The organism is Colwellia sp. BRX10-3 (genome assembly GCF_014077505.1).
Lineage (GTDB): Bacteria > Pseudomonadota > Gammaproteobacteria > Enterobacterales > Alteromonadaceae > Cognaticolwellia.
In genome coordinates, this window is sequence record NZ_JACGWA010000001.1 from 63,582 (window position 1) to 89,700 (window position 26,119).

The window sequence follows — 26,119 nt, forward strand, 5'->3', positions numbered from 1 at the left end:
TAAAAAGGTTAAAATGACAAATAGCAGGCTTTTGTTTTTGGTGGTTGTCATGGGGTAGGAAGCTCAATCAGTAAATCATCCAAAATCAAAGGGTCACTGCGTTCACCACCACCAAATTCCCAGTCAGCTCCTGCAGGAGTCAAGGTTCGGATACCGCCCTCGCCCGCTCTATCCCAAGTTGTAAGATAGATTTTGGCTCCTGCCCAACCGTCTTGGCCAAGCGCCGAAGCGCTGTAAGCTAACGTAATAGTACGCGCATCTTTATCTACTTCGACACTAGGGGCAGTGCCAAGCTTTTGTCCGGGTTTATCAGCAGTGGCTCCATTACTGTCAAATAAGAAATTGCCCCAGCCATAAAGCACATGAGAAAAATCCCATAGGAAACCATCTGGTGCCTCTGCCTGTAATGTAGATAAGGGCTTTATACCCTCTAGGCCTGGAAAATCAAAAAAGAGTGTAAAAGCGACATGATCCAAATGATTGGAAGCTACCCACATATCAGTGAGCTCATGCATAGTAATATCTAACAGTAATGTATCTCCAGCACTACGGGCACGAACGGCCTCAATATCCATTTGCTTGCCAAAGGTAGATTCACTTGGAGGAAAAATGTTCCCCGAAAGACCATTGTCATCATTAAGTCCATCTTTAAACGCTACATCCCAATTGGCTTTAACTACGGTTTCGTTATATTGCTGGCGTTCGCTCGCGGCATTAAGCTCAGTAGAATACATTTCGAAGAACCGTTTATGAGTGCCTAAGTCAACAACTGGTAATGTGGTCTCCCAACGACCATTAGCATCTGCGGTGATACTTGTTACGTTATCAAGATTGCCGTCAACGACTAGCGCTAATGTGCTATTTGGTTTACTGATTGAGCCACTGATTGTGACGCTCTCCTTTAGCGTTTTCTTGCGATAATCCTGATCAACACTAATACTGTGAGCTGCAACTGCTTCAGCATTAGATTTATTTTCAGCTTTGAATATTAGCAGCCCCCTAGCAGGTACTTCCGTGGTCAGAGTACCATCTTGCCCAACAACCAAGGTGGTTGTATTGTTGCCAAGTTTGTCTGAGAAAATAGGCTGTAGCACCTGCCCGTCAGGCAAGCCTGTTGGCATATTATTCAGTAAGGTGGTGTGCTCAGCAGTGTTCATAATGATAAAGGCGTGCTCGCCTTTGTAGCTGCGTTTGTAAGCAAATACGCCAGCACTAGTAGGGTTATCAGCCAGTAATTCCATTGAACCACGGCTAAATAATTTGTCACCTTGACGAAGTTTGGCTAGGGTTTGAGTGAACTTAAATAGTTCGGAATCTTGATTAAATTGGTCGGTATCCGTTAGGTAACCACCGGCAAACATGGCTTGGCGCGAATCAAAATGATTTTGCTCGTTCCCCTGATAAATCACCGGAATACCTGGGATGGTAAAAATTAACGCTAGCGCTTGCCTCATGCCTGCCTCACTGCCAGGGAACCTAGGGGTATCATGGTTATCAATGAAGTTGGGAACGATATAAGGGTCAGGATAAACTTCTAAGTGTGCTTTAACGCGAAAGGTAAGCCAACTGGTTGGGCGACCTGCGGAAAAAATCCGGCCCAGTTCTTCGTGCAAGGGAAAGCCAATTATTGAGGATAATTCTGGTTTTTCTTCCGTGCCCAAATAAGTTAACAGTTTGCGCTCTGCAGAATCTGACAAAGGTTTAGAAACATCTTTAACTTCGCCAAAAGTAAGAAAATTGTCTCTGCCTGTTTCGGCTGCGGTATTAAGAATGCCGTCTTGCGCGTGCAAAAAGTCGTACCAATAATCATGTTCAACATATTTCACTGTGTCGATACGGTAAGCATCAACACCAGCTTCTCTTATCCAATAGTTATAAACATCTTTAAATGCTTTACGAACTAATTCATTAGAGGTGTTGATATCGTCTAATCGCCCCATTTGGTATGTCCATTCCTGCACCGGGTCATCGAGGTCAACCACAAGTGGTGTCCAGTGGTAAATGTCGGCCTTAACATGTTCTGGGTTATTGGCATTATTCATATCTAGCGGTGGCATAGTTGGCGCTGAAGTGGGGATATTATTGCCAACAAATTCGAAGCCTACGGTGGGGTCATTTGGGTCGTATTCATGGTCATAATCAAAATAATTTCCCGTATGGTTGATAACTATATCTTTGATCAAATACATGCCCCGGATATGGAGCTCGTGAGATAGATTTTTGTAAGTATCTAAATCCCCAAAATGCTGGTCAATTTTTCTGTGATCTATTGGCCAATAACCATGAAAGCCGCCATAATTTTGTGCTGCATTCCACCATTGATTGGTAACAGGTGGTGTGGTCCATAAGGTGGTAGCACCAATATTTTGAATATAATCTAATTTGTTGATAACCCCCTGCAGATCACCACCGCTATAGTGGCTTTCTTTTGTAGGATCATAGAGGTTATAACCTTGATCATTTCGAGCGGGTTCACCGTCGTTGAAGCGATCAATCATGAGGAAGTAAATAATCTGATCTTGCCATTCTGGTGAAGGAACATGTATTAACCGGCCATCTACGCAGCCTGCGATTGATGCATCGCAGGCATTAGTTAGGTTTGCTTTTTCGCTATGAACATTATCACTACAGCCATTGCCAGCGAGCATAATTAAAAACAGCGCTGTTAAAAGATCAATAGGACGTTTGTGAATACTAATATACATAATTTCTCCCGATTAAGTTCCTGAACAGCCGCCATTAATTTGAATACAAAACAAAACTGATTATTAGAAATATCAATTGGTTATCTTTAAAAATTTTTCTATATGTTCGTCATATTTCCAATCACAGTTGAGCTTATTGTGAAACTGCTTCGTGGAGTTTGCTTTGTTGCCTAAGGAGCTGTGTTTGTAGTTCAGAATTATTGATAGCGCTATTAAGTAGTAGCACTGCTACGCCATGTGATTTTACTGTGATATTCAAGGCTAAATCATTGTTATCAACAAGATACTCTTGACCAGTCATTGCATTGGTCCATAATCCTGTACTCAGCATTTTGTCCAGAGTGAACTCGGCTTCACTATTACCTTTATTCAGCAGCACTAATGCGGTTTGGTTATCACCATTGTTTTGGTAAACACGATAGAAACTCGCCATATCATCTTTAAAGTCGACATTAACTTGTAAGCCCCGCTGTAAGGCAACTGAGCTTTTTCTAACATGGGCTATACTGGTTAACTCATTATGTATAATGTGATTTTTAGCTTGTTCAATTCTTTGCTGACCTAGGTAGTTTCGATTACCTTTATGCTCAGGTTTGCCAGTCATAAAATTGATTTCAGAGCCATAGTAAACTACAGGAATTCCTCGAGCGGTAAATAACCAGTTATTGGCATCGATGAAGCCTTCATCAGTGGCATTCATGCGTTCCATGTCGTGATTATCGTAGAAAGTCATTAGCTCATACGGGTTTTGATAAACACCGTCATCTAGATGTAGATACGACAATATATCGCTAAAATCGCTATCAGTATTTTCAAATACTTCGGTGATCGCTTTTCTGCCAGGGAAATCTAAAACACTAACTCCACCATTTTCAGAACGAGTATGTTCAGCAATAAATTCTGCGTCATAAGAGTAGCTTTCGCCGAAAATAAAAATATCAGGATGATGCTGACGAATGCGGCCAAAGAGTTTTTTCCAGAAGTGATGTGGCATTTCTTTAATGGTATCAACACGAAGCGCATGGGCGCCTTGTGCTATCCACTTAAGATAAGCTCCTTCAAAATAATCTAGCACAGCTTCATTGTTTTCATTTAAATCTGATAGTTGTGCCAGGCCAGTATGGGTATTGAAAAAGGCATGCATCGGGTTACTAGGGTCGAGATTTTCAGGATAGATATTTTGATGATCGGCAACTAACTTACCGCCTTGATCATATATTTCGCCAAATTTAGGTTGATCTTCTACCATGCTGTATGAAGGTGAGCCATGGTTAGCGACAATATCGAGCACTAAATTTAAATCATGCTTATCTTTAAGTTGCTTAGTTAAGCCAGCAAAGCTTAAATCTTTTGACGGTAGATGTTCATCAACTTGGTAAAAATTATTGGCCCAATAGCCGTGATAACCAGTTTTTCCGCCATCTTTGTAATACTCACCAAAAGCGACTTTCTCGCCGCCATTAAAAGCTTGGTCTGGATTGTCATATATCGGTGTTAGCCAAACCGAAGTGAAGCCCATATTTTTAATGTACTCGGCGTTACTTAATACACCTTTGAAATCACCACCTAAATAGCCAACATTAGCGTGTTGTCCATCAGGGCCGTTAAGTGGAATATCGAAACTTGGGTATTTTCCGCCTTGCGCTTCATGATTGTTAGTTTTATCACCATCAACGAATCTGTCAGTTAATAAGAAATACACTGATTCAGAAGCATAAGGATTCAAAGTTCCGTAAAATACAGGGTTTTGTTGATTTGATATTATGGATGAATTTGAGGGCTGCTTTACTGAAAATGTGCAGCCAAAAATAGATAAAGATAAAATAGTACTGACAGATGTTAAGGTCAATGCTCGGCTAAAATTCATAGTGGAATTATCCTTTTTCATATCATTACTATCCTTTTTTCTAATAGCCATTGTTGGCACTAATCACTAGTAAAGAAAGGTTCAGCTGATATTTTATAAGTTATTATTTGTAATGCTGTATCCTAATTACTTAGCCAGATCTATTACAAGCATCTACATACGTATTCATATATTACCGACCTGTGGGGTATAATTAACTTGGTCATTTGATTAGATGTATTTATTGCGCGATAGGAGTGAAAACGATATAGCGGTTTATAACTTAGATGATTATAATCTCTGATTTTTAGATTGGGTAAATAATTGAACTTAAAAGATTGAGTACAATGGACTTCAATGTTCATTTCTCGAAAATATTAAGAAAAATACGTTGTTTTCACATGCTAGTCTAGAGCCTGTTGAAAAAAGTTACTTAGATAAATAAGGTGATTTTTCTAGGACAAGCTTACTTGTGATATCTAATAGAATATTTTCTAGATTTCGTTGAAGATGAAGTATTGCTTTTACTGACTTAAGAGGTACTTTAAAGATTGGGTGGCAACCCTAATAGCCACACTCCGGCACATGAGTCGTCTGCTGCGGTTGCTTCCAGCTTGCCTTTCAACGAAATACACTATGTGAATTAAGAGTTAAATTGTAGCAGTTCATGTAGCAAAATCAATTGTGTTTAACATGATAAAATTTACCGCATAAACAACAATTAACTTCTCTATTTGCCACATTGCTGAAGTTAGCATTAGAAAATTTATATTGAAAATCTTTGTATGCTTTGATCTACAGCGGACATGTCTGAACAAACAAATTACGCTAGCCGTTTCCTATTAGCGGACGTTCCTCATAGATAAAAACATGAGTCTTTTGAAGATTACTTAATGCCAATAATCCGTTATGTCTGAATGTGAACAAAGCCACCAGTCACGAAGTAAAGTGAATATGAAGATAGTTGATTAATTAATTTGAAAATTCTTAATGAAATTTGAAGGTTATTAAAGAGCAGAATCCTACGAAACCATCTGAATCGCAGAACTCTGATATATTACACTTATTTTTTTCGTAATCTGCTGGCGATAATACCTGCAATAGCTAAACCAAATAAAGCCAACGAAGTAGGTTCAGGTACTTGAGTCGGTTCAGGTCCCTCAAACGATATAGCTAACGCCAAACTCGGAGTCAATAAAAGAATAACTGTCAATCCGGCTAAAATCTTGTTCATTAAGAATGTCCTTTTAGTTGTTTATTATTAACCAGTCTTTAACTAAGCAAAAATCACACCAAAAAAAAACTTCAAATAATATCAGTGAGTTAAAATAAAATCATAATTGAACAATATTAAAGTGTAAATAATTACGACACTTATTGGATAATAATAATTTTCTACTACTTGAAATCATCTTCTAACATTAGCTCTGACTAGTACTTAATTTAGTATAGACAAGTCATGAAAATAATTATTGAAATGCCCACTCTTGTATCAAAGTTAACGTTACATGAGATTAATTTGGCTTAATATAAGAGAATGCTCTGAGGAAAAAGTCAGCATTACAAGATGATACACCAACGGCAGGAGTGAGCTTGCAGCCGTCATATCGATTGTTACCGTTTTATAACCATATTTTACTTTTTTGATCATGAAATGAGTATCAAAAGTGATTTTTGGAACGTCTGCTATACAAATGATGATCAATTAGCTGCCTAGCTGCTTAAGTCAACTAACTGGTGTTCAGTTGACTTCGATAAATACTCGAAATTTCAAAATATTAGTTCCGCTTTGCGCACAAAGTGATCTTTAAATCTAGGGCTCACAGTTGACGTTAGGAACACAAAAGCTAAAGCTTCAAAGTGGCATTAATTAGCGTTAAGTGGCGAAACACCAACCGCAACTTGGACTTGAAGAGAGCCTTAGCGACAGTGACTCTAGACTTCCATTAAGCTGTTGTAATTCCGATTATTTCAATTGACTCTTTAAGTCTTTCAAAAGTTACTGTTTTACCATATCTATCATAAGTAATATTCCCATTACTATGCCCTAGTATTTGAGCAGTATATTGGCTAGCAACGCCAGCATATTTTAGCTCTGTAGCAACGGTATGTCTCAAAGAATGAAAATCCACGTCTGCCTTTTCACCTGTCACATTTGATTTAGAAGGATTATTTCTACTGAACCAACGGCTAGCAGCATGACTGTAACTTCCTTTAACAACAGTCCATTGATGAAACAACCTATTTCCAACGCATTGACTTACCCATTCTAACAAGCCCAACTCAATAAGTTTAGGGTGAGTAGGAATAGACCGTTTTGCATTACTAGTTTTGAGAACATCACCTCGAATATGAATAACATCTTTAGTTATATCTTGAGGCTTTAACTGGCATATTTCATTCATTCTTGCGCCCGTAAAACGCCCAATCATAATAAGCCAATAGCGCCTATCACCTTTTCCATAACTATCAGCAAACTTAAGCAACACCCTCAATTGCTCTGGTGTGTAAGCTCTACGACCTTCTGATATATTTTTCTTTTTCTCAATAACTTTTAAGCCTTCAAAGGGGTTCTCAGTTATCAAAGCATTATTGGCGAGTATCCAGCGATATAGAGCATTGAAATATTTCAGGTAACGATTGAAGGTGGTAGCAGTTTTAATCACCAAGATAGAGGCTTTCAAGTCTATAGCTATTTGTCGGGTAATTACGCATTTAGGTAGAAAAGCTAGAGAGCTTTCAATACGAGTATATTCCCTAGCGCACCATCGATTACCGTTTTCCGCTAAATAGGCTTTGATAAGATTTGTAGTTGATGTGATTTGTTTAGGTTTAGCGGGTGGCTCTGTCAGAGCAGTGTCGTTTACTGCTGACGATGAACCAAATAGGATATGACTAACTTTTCTAAAAGCTTCTTTCTTACAACGCGTTCTCAAGGACTTCCAAACGGACTGATTTCGATAGTAATAAATACCATTACGGCAATGAAGATAAGGAATTTTAGTCGTAAGCATGTAGCACTCCATGTAGCAAAATTGCTAAAAGGCGTGTAAGTCATTGAATATAAAAGATTGGGTGGCAACCCTAATAGCCACACTCCGGCACATGAGTCGTCTGCTGCGGTTGCTTCCTTCCGGACCTGGCCGAGTTCACAGAGTATCATTGCGGAGGGACCAAAAGGGTCACCATAGAAGCGCTGAAAGAATCTCTTTAGCGCGGCGCGAATTATCGCTAATCAATTGCTTGGTTGCAAGCGCTAGTTACTAAATTCAGACTGCTTGTGGGTTTTTTGCACAAACATCAGCAAATACTTGCTTAAATTCGACTAACTCTTGATTTATATCTCCCTTTATAAAAACCGCAGGATGAAATCGTACTTCCTTTTTAACAAAATCAAAACTTACCGGTACCACAGGAACATTAGCTTGTTTGGCGATATGTAAAAATCCGGTTCTCCACTCAATGGTTTTACTGCGAGTTCCTTCTGGGGCGAGTCCTAAAATAAATTGCTCATGCGCTTTAAACTCTTCAACAATTTGACCTACAACGCCATGACTATGACTACGATCAACACCAATACCGCCAATAGCGGTCAATAACGATTTTATTGGCCAACAAAAAATGCTGCCCTTAGCCAGAAATGATACTTTAAGGTTTAATGAAAACATAACCGCAATACCAACGAAAAAGTCCCAATTTGAGGTATGAGGTGCCACAGCAAGTATAAACTTTGGCTGCTGAGGCAACTCTCCGGTAATTTTCCAGCCAAAGCGCACCATGGTTTGACTTGCAAATCGTCTTAAAATGCCATAATCGCGAGTTGCTATACACTTAGGTACAGTCGGCGCTTGCAATTTATTCATTTAATTTTCACCAAGACTTAACGCGCTCTTGCTAATTTTTCGTTAATTTCTAGCAGTACTGACTTGATAACAAGTAAGTTTTCTTTACCTAGTCTTAACAATAACTTTTCAGAATCATCTAAAGACTCTAAGGATTCATCTTTATATTTATACATAACGCTAGGACGTTCTAATTCGGGTTGAGTTTTAGGTATTTCCATGTCTAAAACCTTGGTTATTGCATTATGTAATACTTCAGTGAAATCTTGTTCTGGGTAACCTAACTCTCCATATGCCTGATCAATTAACGGTTTCAATTCAACATACCATTGCACAAGCATTTCACTATCCATTGAGCGTAATAGGTCGACATAATTACTGAATCTATCCGCACTACTTTCATCCCACTGCCATTTAATACCATTTTCTGTTTGCTCTGCTAGTGCAGTAAATTTCGCATTAGGGGTAATTAAAGGGGTGTGTTCATAGGCCAAGGTACCTTGGCTAAAATTATCAGTAAATACCACAAAACGGCGGATCATATCTTCAGTTACCACCAGTTTCAGTAACTCTTTACGCCAAGTTAACGTCGGCAATTTAGTACTGAACCAAGTATCACTCTCATTTAATGTCGGTAATACAATTTCAGGTACAATCTCAGTAGTGTCTTCTTCAACCGGCACTTCCGTGGAATCTGCTTCGTTTAACTCAGGTACTATTTCAAGTTCTGGCTCTTGAACTGGTGCAATAACAGTGGTTGAAACTGTATCAGAAGTTTTATTATCATCTGGAGCAGTCACATAGAAATAAATAACAAAAGCGATTATAGCGGCAATAATTATGGTAATAACAACCCAAGGCGTTTGTTTTTGTTCAGTATTTTCAATTGACATAATAACCCTTGTTCTTTGTAAGAAGTGGAATAGCAAATGATAAATTTTTGTATTTAAATATCACACGATAGCTTACTTTAGATCTGTGCATCTGCCTGATTCTCTGGCAAAGCCGCAATGAATGCCGGATGTTTATTGCAATTTTGAGCAACGCGACAAATATTTGGAAATTTACTCATATCAAGATTAAATCGATAAGCATTATAAACTTGTGGCACTAAACAAATATCAGCCATAGTAATATTATCGCCAAAACAATATGTGCCCGAGTTTACTTTTAACTGCTGCTCAACCGCGGTAAAACCTAAATTCATCCAATGATGGCTCCAGTTAAGTTTATCACTTTCTTGCAGTGAATAATTTTTAACTAGGTATTGCTGTACACGCAAATTATTTACCGGATGTATTTCACAAGCAACATCAAGCGCCAGTGCCTTTACTTTTGCTTTGGCAACAATATTTTTAGGGTAAATAGCAACTGAGGGATATTTTTCATCTAGGTACTCAATAATCGCAATCGACTGATGTAGGGTAACATCTTCATCAATCAAGGTAGGCACTAAATGCGTCGGATTTAACTCAGCGTATTCATTTTTATGCTGCTCGCCCCCCTCTTTAACTAAGTGAACTGGAATTGATTCAAATGCCAAACCTTTTAAGTGCATAGCAATTCGTACTCTATACGCTGCAGATGAACGCCAATAACCATATAATTTCATATTTAATACTCAAATAACTTTTACAAATAAACTAACATCGCGATACTGGCCCGTTAGCGTTAAATTTTAACGGTTTTCTTATTTATATCATAATCACGTAATTTGTTGGCAATGGCCGTGTGACTAAGCCCCAATTTTTTGGCTAATTGTCGCGTACTTGGATAAGCTGGGTAGAGTTTTCTCAATAAATCCGCTTCAAAATTTTTCACTGCCGCATCTAAAGTGCCTTCAAAATCTTGCTCAAGGTATCCATGCTCACGTGTATACGCGGGTAACTGCAAGTGTGAAGTCATGATGATATTACCCTCAATTAACGATACAGCTCGGATTAGCACATTCTCAAGTTGCCTAACATTACCTGGCCATGGGTAGTGCTCAATAAATTCCAGACACTCTTTATCAAAAGTAACATGTGTTTTACCTACACGTTGACCGAATTTAGCGACAAAAAGTTCCGCTAAAGGCACAATATCTGAACGTCGTTCACGTAACGATGGAATATTAAGCCCTAAAACATTTAAACGATAATATAAGTCTTCTCTGAACTCACCAAGAGAAACCATGTTGAGCAAGTCTCTATTGGTTGAACCGATAATACGGACATTAACTTTGATTTCTTTTTCGTCATCAATACGTCTAAAAGTGCCATCTTGAATGACGCGCAACACCTTAGTTTGTAACTTGGCTGACATTTCGCCTACTTCATCGAAAAATATTGTGCCCCCGTCTGCTGATTCGAAAATACCTCTTTTACTGTTTGCTTGTCCTGCAGCGCCTGAACCAAATAATTCAGTTTCTGCGGCATCATCGGGTAATGCTGCACAACTTAAGGTCATAAAAGGCTTGTCAGTACGATCACTGGCCGCGTGACAAGCGCGAGCCAATAACTCTTTGCCTGTGCCTGTTTCCCCAACAATTAACATTGACGAGTCGAGCAAAGCCATACGCTTTGCTTCGCGGATCAGCTTACGCATTGAACTACTGTTTGATTGAATACCATTAAAATCATTTTCGTTGGCCTTTTTAAAGGCACTAATTTGCTGACCTAATCTTGCTTCTGATTTTAATATTAATACGGCACCAGCAAGTACTTGCCTTTCATTACCCTCAGCGATATGAATAGGAATAATATCAGCAACAAAATCGTCTTCTTGAAATTTTACACGTCGGGTTTGGGCGAGAACTTCTTCGCCATCTAGCCAGCGCGAGAAATTAAAGCCTTTTAGCCATTGTCCAACATGCTCACCGATAATGTGTTCTAAAGATTCACATATTATTTGCGCAGCAATATTATTTACTACTCGAATTTGGCCCTTGTTATCAATCGAAATAAAAGGGTCAGGAAATGTTTTAACTAAGGTTTCAAATTCATTTCTCTCGCGCTCAGACGGCATGTAAGGGGTTGTTTTAACATCGACAACACCATCAATTAAACGCAATTGCGGCATAAAACTCTGCAGCTCAGAAAACTCTAAGTCTGGGATGTTAATAAAAATTTTTCCCGGTTGTTTTAACTCGATACCACGCAGGTCAATTCCGCGCTCAACAAATATTGCCAATACACTTTGTGCAATACCAACTCGGTCTTGGCAGCCAATCTCTAAACGCATTTAATAACCTCAAGCAAACAACATAATCTGATAGCGCCATTGTAAACTATTTTTTACAACAAAAAAAAGCCCCCTTTGATAGGAGGCTAGATATTATTGTTGTAAGTAAACGTTACAGAAGTTGATCGGTTTTGGCAGCACAAATAAAGTCATTCTTATGTAGCCCTTTAATAGCGTGAGTCCACCATGTAACTTTTACTTTGCCCCACTCTAATAAAATCGCCGGATGATGAAATTCATTTTCTGCTAATTCAGAAACTTTATTTGCAAAAGCCCATGCTTGCTTATAGTTTTTAAATTTATAAACACGTTCTAGCATCATAACGCCGTTATTCACTTCAGGCACCCAATCAGGTATTTGCGCCAATAAACTTGCTAATTCGTCATCGCTAACTTTTGGTGCATCTACTTGGCATGCTTCACATTGTTGATTTGATAATTCGCCACTCATAAAATTTCCTTTAACTTGCTTTTGCGGTTGTTTTTAATTCAAATTTTGCTGGGTGTAGACCAATAACTTTCGCTTGCTCTACTAACGCCATAATATCTTCAACTTCTAATTTTCTTATCTCATCAAGATCACTAACTTTCGTCAGCATAAAATAAACCGGTTGTAGAATATCAATGCGGTATTGTGTTCTTAAAACATCTAAAACATCGAGTGGTTTTCTTTCTACATTTTTATCATTTAATGCATATTCTGTTTCCGTTGGAGAAGACAAAATACCGCCACCGTATACACGCAAACCTTTAGGGGTATCAAGCAAACCAAACTCAACAGTAAACCAATAAAGTCGCGCTAAAAACACACGGTCCTCCTTCGATGCGTTTAAACCCATCATGCCATAAGCTTGAGTATAGTTAGCAAACGACTCGTTGGTGAGTAAAGCACAGTGACCGTATATTTCATGAAATATATCGGGCTCTTGTAAATAGTCAAACTCTTCTTCGGAGCGAATAAATGTCGCAACGGGGAATTTTCTTTCAGAAAGTAGGCGAAAAAACTCACCAAAGCCAATCAGTGCTGGCACTGGCTCACAACTCCATCCTGTTTCAGCTCTCAATACCGCACTAACTTCTTCTAATTGTGGAATACGGTCTTGTGGAAGATTTAACTTGCTCAAGCCTTCGATGAATTCATCACATGCGCTATCATGTACTGTTGATAGCTGTCGCGTAATTAACGCTTGCCAAATTTTGTTTTCTGCCGCTGTCCATGCAATGTTGCCATGTTCATCTGCAACCTTTGAAACGTACTTAGTCGCCTTTGCCATTCGTGTAACCTTACTGAGTGAATATCAAATTTATTATTAATTTTATATTGATATTTAAAACTACTTTAGTTGTCACAATAGTAAGGCAACATCAGTAGAAAAAGCACGACTTTCAAAGTGGCTATTTTTCCACCAGAACAATGAAGGTGTAACACTTATGTTACATATAAATATACAGTAAATAAATTAACATTAAATTTCAGTAAGTTATTTAACTTTTTTTCACTAGCGATTGTACTTGGCTGATGATTGTTTGACGTATATGGCCAAGTTTAGGAGCATCATCGGTAAAGGGAATAGGTCGACATAAATGCATTGCCTTTAGCCCTAGTCGTGCCGTTAACATACCTGCACCTAAGCCCTGTGCCATGCGTGCTGATAATTTCCCTAATAACTCAACACCTAACAGGTCAGCGCCCAAATCAGTCACTAATTCACTTGCTCCTGCATATGCCATGTTAACAATAACTTGTTTAATTAATTTTACTCGGCTCCAGTAACTCAGTTTTAAGCCATATAAAGACGCTATTTTATTAACCATACGTAAATTTCGCCATAGCATCAGCAGCATATCAATAATGGCGATTGGACTGAGTGCAATTAAAACAACAGATTCAGAGGAAAACTTTGCGATTTCTTTTAATGCTTTTTGATCTACCTGAGACAAAACATTGCGAGCATAAAGCTGCATTATTTCAACATCGTTGTATTCTTCAAGATTTAATTTTTGCCATGAGCCGTGATCAAATTCAGCCAAGTCACTTGGTAATCGCTTGGAGATTTTATCGCAAAGGCTTGCGGCATCAACTTGACCTTCTCCATTGATAATATCTTGTGCTTGTTGTTTAATATTTTGCTGATACTTAAATTGTCTAAGTCCGGAAAACTCACGCCAAACCGTTCGCCCACAAATAAGTGATAAACCGGCCAGTAAAATAGCATATAAACTGGCAATGATTGGCGATTGACTAAAACCGTTAATAAAAAACTGTACCGCCTCAACACCGACTAAGGTTATAAACACTAATCCTAGTGTACGCCAAAGCCAGCTTGGGCTTTTGGATTCAATAACTATATTGTCGTCAACGCTTTCTGTTTGCTCATCACAAACCCAGTCATGCTCGCTAACAATAATTTGCGGTGTATTTTCTTTTATTGGACTGTCAGCAATATCTACGGCGTCAAATAATATTTGTTGTTGATATTTTTCTTTTTTTTCTATCATTTTAATTTATCCCCAAGCAAAAATTGCAACATTTGATCCATACGAAGATGTGGTAGACATTCATCAATATTGGCCGATTCAATAGGAGAAAAAGCAATATAATTAAATGGCTGTTTTTGCCAATAATCAAGCGTTGGAATACTCGAAGGCACAGCACCAGGAAATAACGTGATCATTTGTTCATTACTTAACTGACGCCCTTTAATAACCGGAATATTTTGACCTTGATATTGGCTTTTGCCCACTTTAGTTGCTTTAACCGAAGCAATAGCGATGGTTTTCATTTTAATGGCATCAAAACTTAGCTGTTGCTTGGTTTGAAAAACAAGCTTATTTAACAATGAAACTAAGTTGCTGTGTTGTTCAGGTGTGACATGGTCGGCCTTAGTTGCGGCAAAAAGTAATCGATCAATTTTTGGAGAGAATAACCGTGACAATAGACTCGATTGTCCATATTGAAAGCTTTCCATGATCATCGCCATGGCATTTTGCAAGTCTGCAAAGCTTTCAGGGCCTTTATTTAATGGCGTTAAACAATCAGCAAGCACGATTTGCCGATCAAAATTAATAAAATGTTCTTTATAAAACCGGCGAACTACGCGCTCTTTATATTCAATAAATCGTGCGCGTAACATACCGATATAACAGTCATCTTTCGCATTTTGATAGTCATTACTGTCTATGCCATCAAATTCGCTGTAAGGAAAAAACTGCAATATTGGCGCATCTTCTAACTCACCGGGAAGTATAAAGCGTCCAGGCTGAATTACTGATAAGCCAAGTTGATGACGAAAAAGTAACAATAAATCAGTATATTCTTGTGATAATTGCGCTAACACCGCTTCATCAACACTGGCGAAGGGATCAAATTTTGCTAATTTATCCAAAAATGCCTTTGAATGCTCACTTCTTGGTGCCTGCTTAAGTAGCATTGTGGTCTGTTGTGACCATTCTTCAAACGTCAGCGACAACATAGGTAAATCGAGCAACCACTCGCCAGGGTAATCTGTTATATCAATATAGAGTGTTGCTGACTCTGTGGCATATTTAAGTAAAGAGTCTTTTGGCTGATAACGAACCGCTAGGCGTAACTCGCTAATGCCATTTGTCGGTTTAGGCCATTTAGGCGGCGACTGACAAAGTGCGGATAACGCGCCGTCATATTCAAATCTAGGAATATGAAGGTGCTTTTGCGGCACACGTTTAGCAGCAATGTAACGCCCTTGATGAACAACATTAAAAAAACTGAGCTGCGAATTACTACCTTCATTAAGTAACTGATTAACGAGTGAGGTGATAAATGCAGTTTTACCACTGCGGCTAAGCCCTGTCACGGCAAGTGTTACATGTTGATCGATAGAGCGATTAACAATGTCACTGGCTTTTTGTTTTAACTTTTCTAACTTTGCTTTATTAATAAATGCCATGCTTGAATGCTATCTTTTTAATTTTCAATACGTTGAAGATAATAATGATTCGTAGCTCCCTGTTTAGCACAAAGGTTCTAATCAGGTCATTAATGAGTCCAACACAACTATCTTTGACCTTGATACTAGCGGTTTTTAAGTTATGGTTACAGTACTTTATCTGGTTTTATCATTAATGTTATGGCAATAAAAAAGCGGCTAGGCCGCTTTAATTTTATAGCTTATTAATTTCTCGAGAAACGGTATATTCTGGCGAAGTAACGTAGCGTTCAATAACTTGTAGCTCTAACTCTAAGATTTTAAATTTACGCCTAATATCTTGAAATGCTTGTTTAGGGGGCTCTCCTGCTTGCCAAATTCGCGATTTCACTTTAATCGATTCATTGGTAATGTCTTCATCGGCATCATGTTGTTGCGAGCCCGCCGTATTTTTAGATTGATATTGGCTGCCCTGAGCAAAACTTCCCTTTTGGGCATTGCGGTTAACATGACCAACATTGGCTGGTTTTTTATCTAATATAAACCAAGCAGCGATATAAATAACAATAAACCAACCCATTCCTAACAACACACCAGAAACCACTAGTATGCGAACTAACCAAGACTCCCAGCCAAAGTAGTCTGCAATGCCTGCACAGACACCAGCTAATTTTCCTTGGTTCGTATTTCTGTATAACTCACCTCGGGATTTGCTGGTCATAATTTATTTCTCCACTCCGGTGTTTCAGCGTCTAGAATAGCTTCTAATGTTTTTATTCTATCTGCCATTTTGTCGGCTAATTCAGATAGCTCAGTAAGTTGAATATATTCTTCTTCACTAAAGCCTTGGCTAATTTGGCGTTTACTACGATAATGTAATATTAACCAAATAGGTGCCACTACGACCATAAATATAATTACTGGGGCGACGATAATCTCATCCACAACTTCTCTCCTTTATTAAGCCTAATTAAAGGCATGCACTATTGTCGTAGGCTTATTTTGTTTTAGTTTCTGACTTCATTTTAGCTTTTAATTTTGCTAATTCATCATCAACTTTCTCATCTGATGCTAAATCTTCAATTTCATCGGCCAATGACTTACTGCCCATATCGTAAGATTCGACTTGTGCTTCTATATCATCAATTTTACGTTCGTAGCGATCAAAACGACTTAGCGCGTCATCAACACGATCACTGTCAATGTTCTTTTTCACTTTTAATCGTGAGTTCGCTGTTTTCTCACGCATAATTATTGCTTTTTGACGCGACTTCGCATCTGCTAGCTTGTCTTGTAGCTGTGATATTTCACTTTGAAGTTTAGCAATATGACCATCTACGTGAGTTAACTCTTCACGCAAAGCACTTGCACTTTCAACACATTTTTTCTTTTCCATTAATGCTGCACGCGCTAAGTCTTCACGATCTTTACTTAACGCTAGCTCGGCTTTTTCTTGCCATTGTGTGGCATCGGATTCAAACCGGTTCGCTTGACGTGCTAATTCTTTTTTATCTGCTAATGTTTTAGCTGATGAAGAACGCACTTCAACTAGCGTGTCTTCCATTTCTTGTATGATTAAGCGCACCATTTTTGCAGGATCTTCTGCTTTGTCTAATAAGTTGTTAATATTAGAATTAATGATATCTGTGAACCTTGAAAAAACACCCATAATTACTTCCTCATTCAAAAAATTGCTTCAATTGTCTTAGGTTTTACTATTCACGTTCTGCGCCAAGTTTTTAAAATACAATAACACATTGATTAATAGTACTTTATTATTATTTAAAAAAAGACTTCTATCTAAGCTGTTAATAAAATACACTATTTGTTAGTGAAAAAAACCAATTATTAGGTCAGTAAATGACGCGTTTCAAACAACAAGATAATCTCATTGGTCAATCTAACAACTTTTTAGAGGTGCTTGAGCAAATTTCTCAGATTGCTCCTTTAAGCAAACCAGTTCTCATCATAGGTGAACGAGGTACAGGGAAAGAGCTTGTTGCCGCACGTTTGCATTATTTATCAAAACGATGGGATCAAAATTATCTTAAGCTTAATTGTGCAGCCTTAAATGAAAACTTATTAGAAACTGAATTGTTTGGTTACGACAGTGGAGCCTTTACTGGAGCAACTAAGCGTCATGAAGGCCGTTTTGAACGCGCCGATAACGGGACATTGTTTTTAGACGAAATTGCCAACACTACCGGTTTAATCCAAGAAAAATTATTGCGTGTTGTAGAATATGGCGAATTTGAACGCGTTGGTGGCTCAAGAACCATTAAAACCAATGCACGATTAGTCGCGGCTACTAACGAAGACTTACCGTCAATGGCAGCTGCAGGTGAGTTTCGTGCTGACTTGCTCGATAGATTGGCATTCGACGTAATTACCCTGCCACCTTTACGCGAACGTTTAGACGATATACTCGTGTTAGCCGAGCACTTTGCCATTAATATGGCACGTGAGCTTGAGTTTGAGCTTTTTAGTGGTTTTACCGAAAAGGCAAAACGCGCCCTGCTTGAATATCATTGGCCTGGTAATATTCGTGAATTAAAAAATGTTGTTGAACGTAGTGTTTATCGTTGTAATAACCCACATTTACCTGTGCATGAATTGGTCATCGATCCCTTTGAATCTCCTTATCGCCCATCAAAACGCATTAAAACTCAAGATAGGATCATAACAACACCTAAGGTAGAAGTGAGTGAAAGCAAAGCTGAAACTAAGCTTGGCGTAGAACAAAAACTGCAGCCAATCACTAAAACCTTGCAATTTCCATTGTCATTAAAAGATTTATCACAAAACTATGAGGTCGATTTGATCAAGTCGGCCTTGGCTAATTGCCAATATAATCAAAAGAAAACTGCTGACGCCTTAGAATTAACCTATCATCAATTAAGAGGCTACTTGAAAAAATATAATCTATTGGAATCAAGTAGCGCAGACGAAGAATAAAGATAGCTATGGCTTACTCTACACTTACAAACTATAAATTACTTACGCTGTTAATATTAGTGTTATCAGGTTGTGATTCAAACGAAGCGCTTTCGCTAAGTAAAAAAAGCATTATCTATTGCAGTGAAGGTGCGCCTGAAAGCTTTAACCCGCAAACTGAGTCGTCTGGTACCACAATAGACGCGACATCAAATCAGTTATATAACCGTTTAATCGAATTCGACCCGACCGATAATTCTATTATTCCAGCTATTGCGAAGTCTTGGCATGTGACACGTGATGGTAAAATGATAACGTTTTATCTCCGCAAAGATATTCAGTTCCATCAAACTAGTTATTTCAATCCAACAAGGGCACTTAATGCCGATGATGTGCTTTTTAGTTTCAACCGTATGTTTGACTCATCGCATGATTATCATCTTATCTCGGGCGGTAAATATCCATTTTTTCAGAATGCTCAGTTAGTTAATTTAATTGAAAGTATTGAAAAAATTAATGAACACACGGTTAGGTTTCAACTCACTCATTCTGACAGTTCATTTCTTGCAAACATAGGCGGCGATTCAGCGGTTATTTTATCTAAAGAATATGCCGACGAATTAATTGAACTTAACGCCATGCAAGAAATAGATATGCTCCCCATTGGCACAGGGCCTTTTAAGTTTAAACAATATAGTTCTGGTGCTTTTATTCGTTATGAGCCTCATTCAGATTACTGGCGAGGAAAGTCAGAGCTTAAACAACTCGTTTTTGATATAACCCCTCGTGACACGGGACGTTTAACTAAGTTATTGGCAGGCGAATGTGATGTTATAGCCTACCCTATCGCCCATAAAAAAATAGAACAACACCCTAATCTCACGTTAGAGTCAGTAACTTCTTTCAATGTCGGTTACTTTGGTTTTAATACCAGTAAGCCGCCATTTAACAATCCTTTAGTTCGTAAAGCTTTGTCTTACGCCATTAACAAACAAGCTATTCTAGAAACCGTTTATACCGGACAAGCCGAAATTGCTAATGGTCTAATTCCTACTTCGTCTTGGGCTTACGATTCAACGATAACAAGCCAAGAATATTCCATTGCTAAAGCGCAAGAGTTATTAGCACAAGCGGGGTATAGTAATGGTTTTGTTATGGATTTATGGGCGATGCCAGTTCAGCGAGCCTATAACCCAGACGCTGTTACTATGGCAAAACTCATTCAGGCAGATTTATTAAAAATAGGCATAGAGGTTAATGTAGTTTCAGGTTATGAGTGGTCAACTTTTTTACGAAAAATCTCTGATGGTGAGCATCAAAGTGTGTTATTAGGTTGGTCAGCCGATCACCCAGATCCTGATAACTTTTTTTCGACATTACTCAGCTGCTCTTCTGCAATTACAGGTAGCAATAGGACTTTTTGGTGTAATAAAGAGTTTGATCAGCTTATCCAAAAAGCTTTGCAAACAAACAACATTAATAAACGAAAAGTATACTATTCAAAAGCTTTAAAACTCATTAATGAAGAAGTACCTTTAATTCCCATTGCACACTCAAAAAGATATCAAGCACGGGCGAATAATATAAACGGAACTCTGTTACGCGCAATCGGTGGTATTGATTTTAACGGGGTGACCAAAAACTAATATGCTGATTTTTACCCTGCGTCGTTTTAATTTATTTATTTTTACAATGTTGTTATTAACAATATTGTCATTTAGTTTGAGTTTTTTATTTCCTGGCGAACAACTAATCAACTTAACCGGTCAAATAGATGCTTCGCCAGAGCAATTAGCTATTTTAGCTGACGAGTATCAACAGCAATCTGGGTTATTAAGCCAATATTTTAGTTATTTAAACCACCTGTTCCATGGCGAAATGGGTTATTCAATGACCAGCAATTTACCCATAGCTACAGAAGTACTTAATCGTTTGCCTGCTACCATTGAATTAACCTGTGTAGCCCTATTAGTAGCAATGTTCTTTGGCCTACCTGTCGGCTTTTGTGCCGCCATTTACCACCGAAAATTGCCTGACAATTTAATATTAACCATTGCTATGGTTGGCTACTCTATTCCTGTTTTCTGGTTAGGACTACTGGCTATATTAGTGTTTTCTATTCAATTAGGTTGGTTACCTTCTGCTGGACAAATAAGTTTACTGTTCGAAATTGAACATGTTACAGGTTTACAGTTAATTGATATTTTACTCAGCGATAGTCCGTATAAATGGCAAGCTTTTCAAGATGCTACTCGACACCTTATCTTACCGGTAATTGTTGTGGCGTTAGCACCAGCCACCATTTTTATGCGCCTAGCTCGTTCTGCTATGTTAGAGGTTTTAGACACTCATTACATTAAAGCAGCGAACGCAAAAGGTTTAACTTTTAGCCAAATAATTTATCGTCATGCTATGCGTAATGCTGTTATTAAAGTAATCCGAGATGTAGGTTTACAATTTGCCAATCTCGTGACTATTGCTATGGTGACAGAGGTTATTTTTAGTTGGCCTGGTATTGGTCGCTGGTTAATCGAAAGTATTTATCAACGCGACTATACCGCAATTCAAGGCGGGCTTATTGTGCTATCTACCTTTATATTCATCGTTCATATTATTATAGATTTTGTTTATGCAGCGCTTAACCCTTTAGCTCGGGAGCCTCGTAATGGCAAGAGATAAAATATACCAAGAAGAAGAGTTTCCGACGCCACTTATGCAATTGTGGCATAACTTTAAACAACCTCCAGTGGTTTTAATAGGGTTTGGCTGTTTCTTATTTCTTATTGTTCTAGCGGTATTAGCCAATGTTATTACGCCTTATTCCTCAGTAGAAAATCATTTAGACCACTTACTGTTGCCACCCGCTTGGAGTGATGACGGCGATGTTAGTTTTTTACTTGGCACAGATAACCTAGGCCGAGACATGCTATCGCGTTTAATTCAAGGGACTTCTTTGACCTTTGGTTTGAGTATTATTGTGGTAATCGCTTCTTTAGCTATTGGTGTTGTTATTGGGTCACTCTCGGCGTTAACAACCGGCATTAAATCGAGTTTTCTTAACCATTTTCTCGATGTAATTCTGTCAATTCCTTCCTTACTTTTAGCAATTATCATTGTTGCGATACTCGGCCCTGGGTTAGAAAACACCCTATGGGCGATTATTATGGTGTTAATACCGCAGTTTGTGCATATTACCCGTAACGCTGTTAGAGAAGAGTTTGCTAAAGATTATGTTTTGGCGTCGCGCCTTGATGGTGCTAGCTCTATTAGAATTTTACGTTATTCGATTTTCCCTAATATTATTGAGAAACTGATCAGCCAAGCAACACTTGCGCAGTCAGCTGCGATTTTGGATATTGCCGCACTTGGTTTTCTTGGCCTAGGCGCACCGATTCCTATGCCTGAATGGGGCGCTATGTTAGCCAATGGAGTTGATTTATTCTATATCGCTCCTTGGACCGTTTACCTACCCGGTTTAGCTATTTTATTTTCAGTTGTCGCTACTAATTTGGTTGGTGAGGGCATGCGACATGCGCTAAAAGTGCGTAAGGAAAACTAATGAACTTAATTGATATTCGTAACATGTCTATTGAATTGAAAACCGGTACAAAACCAATATTTGCTGTTGATCGCGTTAACCTTACCATGAAAGAAGGAGAGGTTCGTGGCTTAGTGGGTGAGTCTGGCTCAGGCAAATCTTTACTGGCACAAGCAATTGTTGGTGTACTCGATGAGAAATGGCGGGTTGATGCTGACCGTTTTCATTGGCGAGGTAATGACCTCATGCGACTATCACCTGCGGAGCGTAAGGCGATTATATCTAAAGACGTTGCAATGATTTTTCAAGAACCAATGGCGTGTTTAGATCCAACCACAACCATAGGTGAACAGTTAGAAGAGGCAGTGGATGTTGAGCAATTAACTGGCTTTTTTTGGCAAAAGCGACAACAACGCAAACAAGCAGCTATTAATTTGTTGCATAAAGTTGGCATCAAAAAGCATGAAGTATGCGTTAAAAGCTTTCCTCATCAATTAACAGATGCATTATGTCAACGCGTGATGATCGCAATGGCTTTGGCACGACGACCTATGCTACTGATTGCTGATGAACCGACAGCGGCAATGGAAAGCACAAATCAAGGACAAATATTTCGCTTGTTGGCAAGTTTAAATCAACTCAAGAATATGTCGATATTATTGATAAGTCATGACCTAGAGAATGTTACTCACTGGACGAATAATATCACCGTGATGTATAGCGGCCAATTTGTTGAAGCAGGCACTACAGAGCAAATATTCAACCAACCCTATCATCCCTACACTCGCGCACTTGTCGACAGTAGCCCGAAAGCGAATAGAATGATCCCTAATAAGTCTCGTTTGATGACTTTACCGGGTAGTATCCCTATTTTGCAACATTTACCGATTGGCTGTCGCTTAGGCCCAAGATGTCCGCGAGCACAACAAAAATGTGTACACGCGCCGAAAATAAAAAACTTTCATAGCCACCAAGTTAGTTGCCACTTTCCACTTAAGGATAGCTACTCGTGAGTGATGTTTTATTACAAGTCGTTGACCTAAGTAAAGTTTATAAAGATAAAAATTACTGGTTTAACCAAAAATGTGTCACGGCTCTAGAGCCACTATCTTTTGATATTATGGCTCATAAAACTTTGGCGATAGTAGGCGAAACAGGCTCTGGTAAATCTACCGTTGCAAAACTATTAGTTGGTGCTGAATTGCCAACCACCGGCCATATACGTTTAAATGGCCAAACCTTAGAGCCTGGAAATTTTAAGCAACGCTGCCAACACGTGCGAATGATTTTTCAAGACTCAGGTACAACCTTAAACCCGAGTTTAACTATTGAACAATTATTAGATGAACCTTTACGCCTCAATACCGGCCTAGATGAAATTGAACGCCACCAACTGATCCGCGAAACCTTACATAAAGTTGGTTTATTAGCTGACCATATGAGCTTTTATCCTCACATGTTTTCTGGTGGTCAAAAACAACGTATTTCATTAGCACGTGCAATAATATTAAAGCCACAAGTGATCATTCTCGACGAGGCTCTAGCATCACTCGATCCATCTTTACGCTCTCAGATGATAAATTTACTGCTCGATTTACAGCAGCAAATGGGTTTAGCCTTTATATTGATTTCGCACAATCTAGGGATTGTCAGGCACTTCAGTGATGAAATGATGGTACTGAGTAAAGGTAAAGTTTTAGAGTTCGGTAAAACTGCTGATATTCTGCAAAAGCCTAAACACAAGTACACTAAAAAGCTAATAATGAGCCAGCGTTTCCAACTCCTATATCGTTAGTTTTAGCTATAAATAATTTATTGAGTAGCTTTGCTTATTCAGAGGTAAATTGGCAAATAAAGCCTAAACTTACCAAAACAAAAAACCAGCCTATTGGCTGGTTTTTATTTTAAGCTTTGTCTAATCAAATCTGAACTAACTAAAACTTAGCACTATGTCAAAAGTAGAGTGAGCCCAAATCGAATTAGGTCTAACTTAGTATTGCGTTGTAGGCGCCTGAATTTTGCGACGAACAATCTCTGCATCTACTTTTAGTGATTCTACATAACTTAAGTAAGCTGCTTGAGCTAATTGCTGAGTTAACTGCTGTGACAAGTTAGGTGAATCTTTTGCTGTACCTACATTGACTGCTTGCACTTCAAGTAAGGCTAAGTTGCCATTGCTAAGATTAACTGTCGTTGCTGATACTGCGCTTTCACTTGGACGCGGTAATTTAAAGGCTTCACGCGCTAAACTAGCATCTAAGCCACTACCTACACGTGCAACGGCTGCTTTAACTTCCATAGTAGCGCCAATTGCTGCTAGTTGCTCAGTAATATCCGTACCCAGTTTAAATGCTACGAGTAACTCATCTGCAACAGTTTGTGCTTTTTCAGAGGCTTTTTTCGCAATAAGTGTATTTTTAATTTGCGCACTCACCTCAGCAAGTGGTTTAACACTCGCTGCTTGGTATTCATTTAAACGCATAACGATGGCTAAACTATCACTAACTTCAACGATGTCAGAGTTTAGTTGTTCATTAACAACAATATCAGAAAAAGCGGCATCAACAACTCCGCTAACATTAAAAGGGGCTGTGTTAACATTACGAGTTAACCAATCAGATGTTTCCACGGTGGCATTAATTGCCTTTGCAGCATCATCTAAACTATCAGGAAACTCAAAGCTTAAACGTGCAACTTCTTGTTGAAGCTCAAAATACTTGTCTTGTGCTCTTTCGTTTTTAGCTTCTGCTACTATAACATCACGCACTTCAGCTAAGCTTTGTACTTTTTTAGCCTTATAATCAGTTAATTTAATGATGTGAAAACCAAAATCAGTTTTAACTACGTCACTTACGCTGCCGATGCCAGTTAATGCAAACGCTGCATCATCAAATGCACTGTCCATAACGCCAGCTTCAATCCAATCTAAATCGCCACCATTTTCGCCACTAAAAGTATCTGCAGAATTTTCTTTTGCTAGTGTAGCAAAATCTTCACCGGCAGTTATTTTAGTAAGTAACGCTTCAGTTTTAGCTTTAGCTACTGCTTCGTCATCACCAAATTCTATTAGAATATGAGCAACACGACGTTGTTCTTCTTCACTGTATTGACTGATGTTGTTTTTGTAATAGGCTTCAACATCTGCATCAGTTAACACAACTGTGCTAGCAATTGTGTTTACATCAAGGGTGATGTAATTAACTTTTACCTGTTCTTGATTTTCGAAGCGCGATTTGTTGGCAAGATAATAGTCATTAACTTCTTCATCGCTCAGCTCAATACTGGCTTTAAATTGTTCAGCATTAATCGTTGCAAAACGAATATCACGTTGTTGGTTTTGCAATGCAGTATACATATCTTCTTGATATGGCAAGCTAAACTCACTAGTGACCAATGCTTGTGTTAACTGACGACGTGTCATTTCAGTGCGTAAATAATCACGAAAATCAGATGACTGGTAAAAACCCGCTTGATTAATCATGGCTAAGTAACGATTGTTGTCAAAAACACCGTCGACTTGAAATTCTGGCATATTACGAATGGTACTTTTAATACGCTGATCTGCTACCCGAATGGCAAGCGCCTCTGAGTTTTGATCGACAAGTTTTTGGTTAATTAAATTATCAACCACACCATTGCGAAAATTACTCATGTAACTTGGGTCAGCTGATAATGTTTCAAACATTTCACCAAACTGCTGCGCCATACGGTTACGCTGTGATTGATAAGCTTTATTAAACTCATCTTGTGATATTTTTTCACCATTAACTTCAGCTACTGAATTATCAACTGAGTTATTGTAACTACCAATGCCGGCAACAGCGAAGGTTAAAATAATAAAACCAAGAATAATCTTAGCGGTTAATCCTTGAGAGCTTTCTCGAATATTTTCTAACATCTTTATCTCTTTACACGAGGGTATTGTACTTTTCGGGCGAATTTAACTGCGGTATTAATCACCGCTTTATACGTTGTAATTATTCAGTAGTCGTTAAATTTAAAAAGTGAAAACTCACTTATATAGCAAACTAACCAAGCTACTTTACTAACTTATACGCTTTAAAATCGCAATATGAACGGGCATGTTAGCCCAATAATAATCAAAATGAAACTCTTTTACTTTTGCG

Annotated in this window: 22 protein-coding genes and 1 other RNA gene; 6 read left to right on the forward strand and 17 right to left on the reverse strand. The window is 38.5% G+C overall.

The features are described from left to right. Positions 1–47 precede the first annotated feature (47 nt). The 16 genes from H4J38_RS00310 to pspA all read right to left on the reverse strand — a co-directional run bounded on the left by H4J38_RS00310 (position 48) and on the right by pspA (position 17,189). Positions 48–2,705: an alpha-amylase family glycosyl hydrolase gene (locus H4J38_RS00310; protein ID WP_182128389.1), complete on the reverse strand. Its 2,658-nt coding sequence runs from the start codon at positions 2,703–2,705 to the stop codon at positions 48–50. A 133-nt stretch (positions 2,706–2,838) separates the two neighbouring features. Further along, positions 2,839–4,593 carry an alpha-amylase family glycosyl hydrolase gene (locus H4J38_RS00315; protein WP_259365350.1) on the reverse strand — a complete coding sequence of 585 codons (1,755 nt, stop codon included), beginning with the start codon at positions 4,591–4,593 and terminating at the stop codon, positions 2,839–2,841. 1,021 nt (positions 4,594–5,614) lie between these two features. Further along, positions 5,615–5,785 (reverse strand): PEP-CTERM sorting domain-containing protein, encoded by a 171-nt coding sequence (locus H4J38_RS00320; RefSeq protein WP_182128391.1) that lies wholly within the window; start codon positions 5,783–5,785, stop codon positions 5,615–5,617. A 712-nt stretch (positions 5,786–6,497) separates the two neighbouring features. Next, positions 6,498–7,565 (reverse strand): site-specific integrase, encoded by a 1,068-nt coding sequence (locus H4J38_RS00325; protein ID WP_182128393.1) that lies wholly within the window; start codon positions 7,563–7,565, stop codon positions 6,498–6,500. Between the two features lie 68 nt (positions 7,566–7,633). Then, positions 7,634–7,730: signal recognition particle sRNA small type (ffs, locus tag H4J38_RS00330), an RNA gene on the reverse strand. Positions 7,731–7,820: 90 nt separating this feature from the next. After that, positions 7,821–8,414 (reverse strand): 1-acyl-sn-glycerol-3-phosphate acyltransferase, encoded by a 594-nt coding sequence (locus tag H4J38_RS00335; protein ID WP_259365351.1) that lies wholly within the window; start codon positions 8,412–8,414, stop codon positions 7,821–7,823. 17 nt (positions 8,415–8,431) lie between these two features. Next, entirely contained in the window at positions 8,432–9,286 is an 855-nt protein-coding gene (locus H4J38_RS00340) for a DUF3014 domain-containing protein (protein ID WP_182128395.1), read from the reverse strand. Between the two features lie 77 nt (positions 9,287–9,363). Next, on the reverse strand, positions 9,364–10,005 hold the full coding sequence (gene maiA, locus H4J38_RS00345) for a maleylacetoacetate isomerase (RefSeq protein WP_182128397.1): 642 nt from the start codon (positions 10,003–10,005) through the stop codon (positions 9,364–9,366). 59 nt (positions 10,006–10,064) lie between these two features. Beyond that, positions 10,065–11,615, reverse strand: coding sequence for a transcriptional regulator TyrR (gene tyrR, locus H4J38_RS00350; protein ID WP_182128399.1), 1,551 nt, complete (start codon positions 11,613–11,615; stop codon positions 10,065–10,067). Between the two features lie 112 nt (positions 11,616–11,727). Further along, entirely contained in the window at positions 11,728–12,066 is a 339-nt protein-coding gene (locus H4J38_RS00355; protein WP_182128401.1) for a 4a-hydroxytetrahydrobiopterin dehydratase, read from the reverse strand. Positions 12,067–12,076: 10 nt separating this feature from the next. After that, positions 12,077–12,889 (reverse strand): phenylalanine 4-monooxygenase, encoded by an 813-nt coding sequence (gene phhA / locus H4J38_RS00360; protein WP_182128403.1) that lies wholly within the window; start codon positions 12,887–12,889, stop codon positions 12,077–12,079. 211 nt (positions 12,890–13,100) lie between these two features. Then, positions 13,101–14,114 (reverse strand): YcjF family protein, encoded by a 1,014-nt coding sequence (locus tag H4J38_RS00365; protein ID WP_182128405.1) that lies wholly within the window; start codon positions 14,112–14,114, stop codon positions 13,101–13,103. Then, positions 14,111–15,541, reverse strand: a complete 1,431-nt coding sequence (locus H4J38_RS00370) for a YcjX family protein (protein ID WP_182128407.1) — start codon at positions 15,539–15,541, stop codon at positions 14,111–14,113. The genes H4J38_RS00365 and H4J38_RS00370 overlap by 4 nt, the downstream gene beginning before the upstream one ends. A 214-nt stretch (positions 15,542–15,755) precedes the next feature. Further along, on the reverse strand, positions 15,756–16,241 hold the full coding sequence (pspC, locus tag H4J38_RS00375; protein WP_182128408.1) for an envelope stress response membrane protein PspC: 486 nt from the start codon (positions 16,239–16,241) through the stop codon (positions 15,756–15,758). Then, positions 16,238–16,465, reverse strand: coding sequence for an envelope stress response membrane protein PspB (pspB, locus tag H4J38_RS00380; protein ID WP_081149173.1), 228 nt, complete (start codon positions 16,463–16,465; stop codon positions 16,238–16,240). The genes pspC and pspB overlap by 4 nt, the downstream gene beginning before the upstream one ends. 52 nt (positions 16,466–16,517) lie before the next feature. Then, complete coding sequence (gene pspA, locus H4J38_RS00385) at positions 16,518–17,189, reverse strand: phage shock protein PspA (RefSeq protein ID WP_182128410.1); 672 nt, start codon at positions 17,187–17,189, stop codon at positions 16,518–16,520. A 191-nt stretch (positions 17,190–17,380) separates the two neighbouring features. Between pspA and pspF the strand changes: the two genes are divergently transcribed. From pspF to H4J38_RS00415, 6 genes are read left to right on the forward strand one after another with little or no spacing between them, the layout of a single operon-like run. Next, complete coding sequence (pspF, locus tag H4J38_RS00390; RefSeq protein WP_182128412.1) at positions 17,381–18,475, forward strand: phage shock protein operon transcriptional activator; 1,095 nt, start codon at positions 17,381–17,383, stop codon at positions 18,473–18,475. Positions 18,476–18,483: 8 nt separating this feature from the next. Then, complete coding sequence (locus tag H4J38_RS00395) at positions 18,484–20,100, forward strand: ABC transporter substrate-binding protein (protein ID WP_182128414.1); 1,617 nt, start codon at positions 18,484–18,486, stop codon at positions 20,098–20,100. Between the two features lies 1 nt (position 20,101). Continuing rightward, positions 20,102–21,133, forward strand: a complete 1,032-nt coding sequence (locus H4J38_RS00400) for an ABC transporter permease subunit (protein WP_182128416.1) — start codon at positions 20,102–20,104, stop codon at positions 21,131–21,133. Continuing rightward, positions 21,120–22,013, forward strand: coding sequence for an ABC transporter permease subunit (locus tag H4J38_RS00405; protein WP_182128417.1), 894 nt, complete (start codon positions 21,120–21,122; stop codon positions 22,011–22,013). The genes H4J38_RS00400 and H4J38_RS00405 overlap by 14 nt, the downstream gene beginning before the upstream one ends. After that, positions 22,013–23,005: an oligopeptide/dipeptide ABC transporter ATP-binding protein gene (locus tag H4J38_RS00410; protein ID WP_182128419.1), complete on the forward strand. Its 993-nt coding sequence runs from the start codon at positions 22,013–22,015 to the stop codon at positions 23,003–23,005. The genes H4J38_RS00405 and H4J38_RS00410 overlap by 1 nt, the downstream gene beginning before the upstream one ends. Then, a complete protein-coding gene (locus H4J38_RS00415; RefSeq protein ID WP_182128422.1) occupies positions 23,002–23,787 on the forward strand; it encodes an ATP-binding cassette domain-containing protein in 786 nt (261 codons plus the stop codon). The genes H4J38_RS00410 and H4J38_RS00415 overlap by 4 nt, the downstream gene beginning before the upstream one ends. Before the next feature lie 195 nt (positions 23,788–23,982). Here the strand turns inward: H4J38_RS00415 and H4J38_RS00420 are convergent, their stop codons facing one another. Next, entirely contained in the window at positions 23,983–25,890 is a 1,908-nt protein-coding gene (locus tag H4J38_RS00420) for a SurA N-terminal domain-containing protein (protein ID WP_182128424.1), read from the reverse strand. Positions 25,891–26,119 lie beyond the last annotated feature (229 nt).

Coding starts and splice junctions, on each gene's coding strand:
- tyrR (WP_182128399.1), bottom strand. CDS start 11,615: ATGCGTTTAGAGATTGGCTGCCAAGACCGAGTTGGTATTGCACAAAGT.
- H4J38_RS00325 (WP_182128393.1), bottom strand. CDS start 7,565: ATGCTTACGACTAAAATTCCTTATCTTCATTGCCGTAATGGTATTTAT.
- H4J38_RS00420 (WP_182128424.1), bottom strand. CDS start 25,890: ATGTTAGAAAATATTCGAGAAAGCTCTCAAGGATTAACCGCTAAGATT.
- H4J38_RS00405 (WP_182128417.1), top strand. CDS start 21,120: ATGGCAAGAGATAAAATATACCAAGAAGAAGAGTTTCCGACGCCACTT.
- H4J38_RS00320 (WP_182128391.1), bottom strand. CDS start 5,785: ATGAACAAGATTTTAGCCGGATTGACAGTTATTCTTTTATTGACTCCG.
- H4J38_RS00400 (WP_182128416.1), top strand. CDS start 20,102: ATGCTGATTTTTACCCTGCGTCGTTTTAATTTATTTATTTTTACAATG.
- H4J38_RS00355 (WP_182128401.1), bottom strand. CDS start 12,066: ATGAGTGGCGAATTATCAAATCAACAATGTGAAGCATGCCAAGTAGAT.
- H4J38_RS00340 (WP_182128395.1), bottom strand. CDS start 9,286: ATGTCAATTGAAAATACTGAACAAAAACAAACGCCTTGGGTTGTTATT.
- H4J38_RS00410 (WP_182128419.1), top strand. CDS start 22,013: ATGAACTTAATTGATATTCGTAACATGTCTATTGAATTGAAAACCGGT.
- pspC (WP_182128408.1), bottom strand. CDS start 16,241: ATGACCAGCAAATCCCGAGGTGAGTTATACAGAAATACGAACCAAGGA.
- maiA (WP_182128397.1), bottom strand. CDS start 10,005: ATGAAATTATATGGTTATTGGCGTTCATCTGCAGCGTATAGAGTACGA.
- H4J38_RS00365 (WP_182128405.1), bottom strand. CDS start 14,114: ATGATAGAAAAAAAAGAAAAATATCAACAACAAATATTATTTGACGCC.
- H4J38_RS00310 (WP_182128389.1), bottom strand. CDS start 2,705: ATGTATATTAGTATTCACAAACGTCCTATTGATCTTTTAACAGCGCTG.
- pspA (WP_182128410.1), bottom strand. CDS start 17,189: ATGGGTGTTTTTTCAAGGTTCACAGATATCATTAATTCTAATATTAAC.
- H4J38_RS00370 (WP_182128407.1), bottom strand. CDS start 15,541: ATGGCATTTATTAATAAAGCAAAGTTAGAAAAGTTAAAACAAAAAGCC.
- H4J38_RS00395 (WP_182128414.1), top strand. CDS start 18,484: ATGGCTTACTCTACACTTACAAACTATAAATTACTTACGCTGTTAATA.
- H4J38_RS00335 (WP_259365351.1), bottom strand. CDS start 8,414: ATGAATAAATTGCAAGCGCCGACTGTACCTAAGTGTATAGCAACTCGC.
- pspF (WP_182128412.1), top strand. CDS start 17,381: ATGACGCGTTTCAAACAACAAGATAATCTCATTGGTCAATCTAACAAC.
- phhA (WP_182128403.1), bottom strand. CDS start 12,889: ATGGCAAAGGCGACTAAGTACGTTTCAAAGGTTGCAGATGAACATGGC.
- H4J38_RS00315 (WP_259365350.1), bottom strand. CDS start 4,593: ATGAAAAAGGATAATTCCACTATGAATTTTAGCCGAGCATTGACCTTA.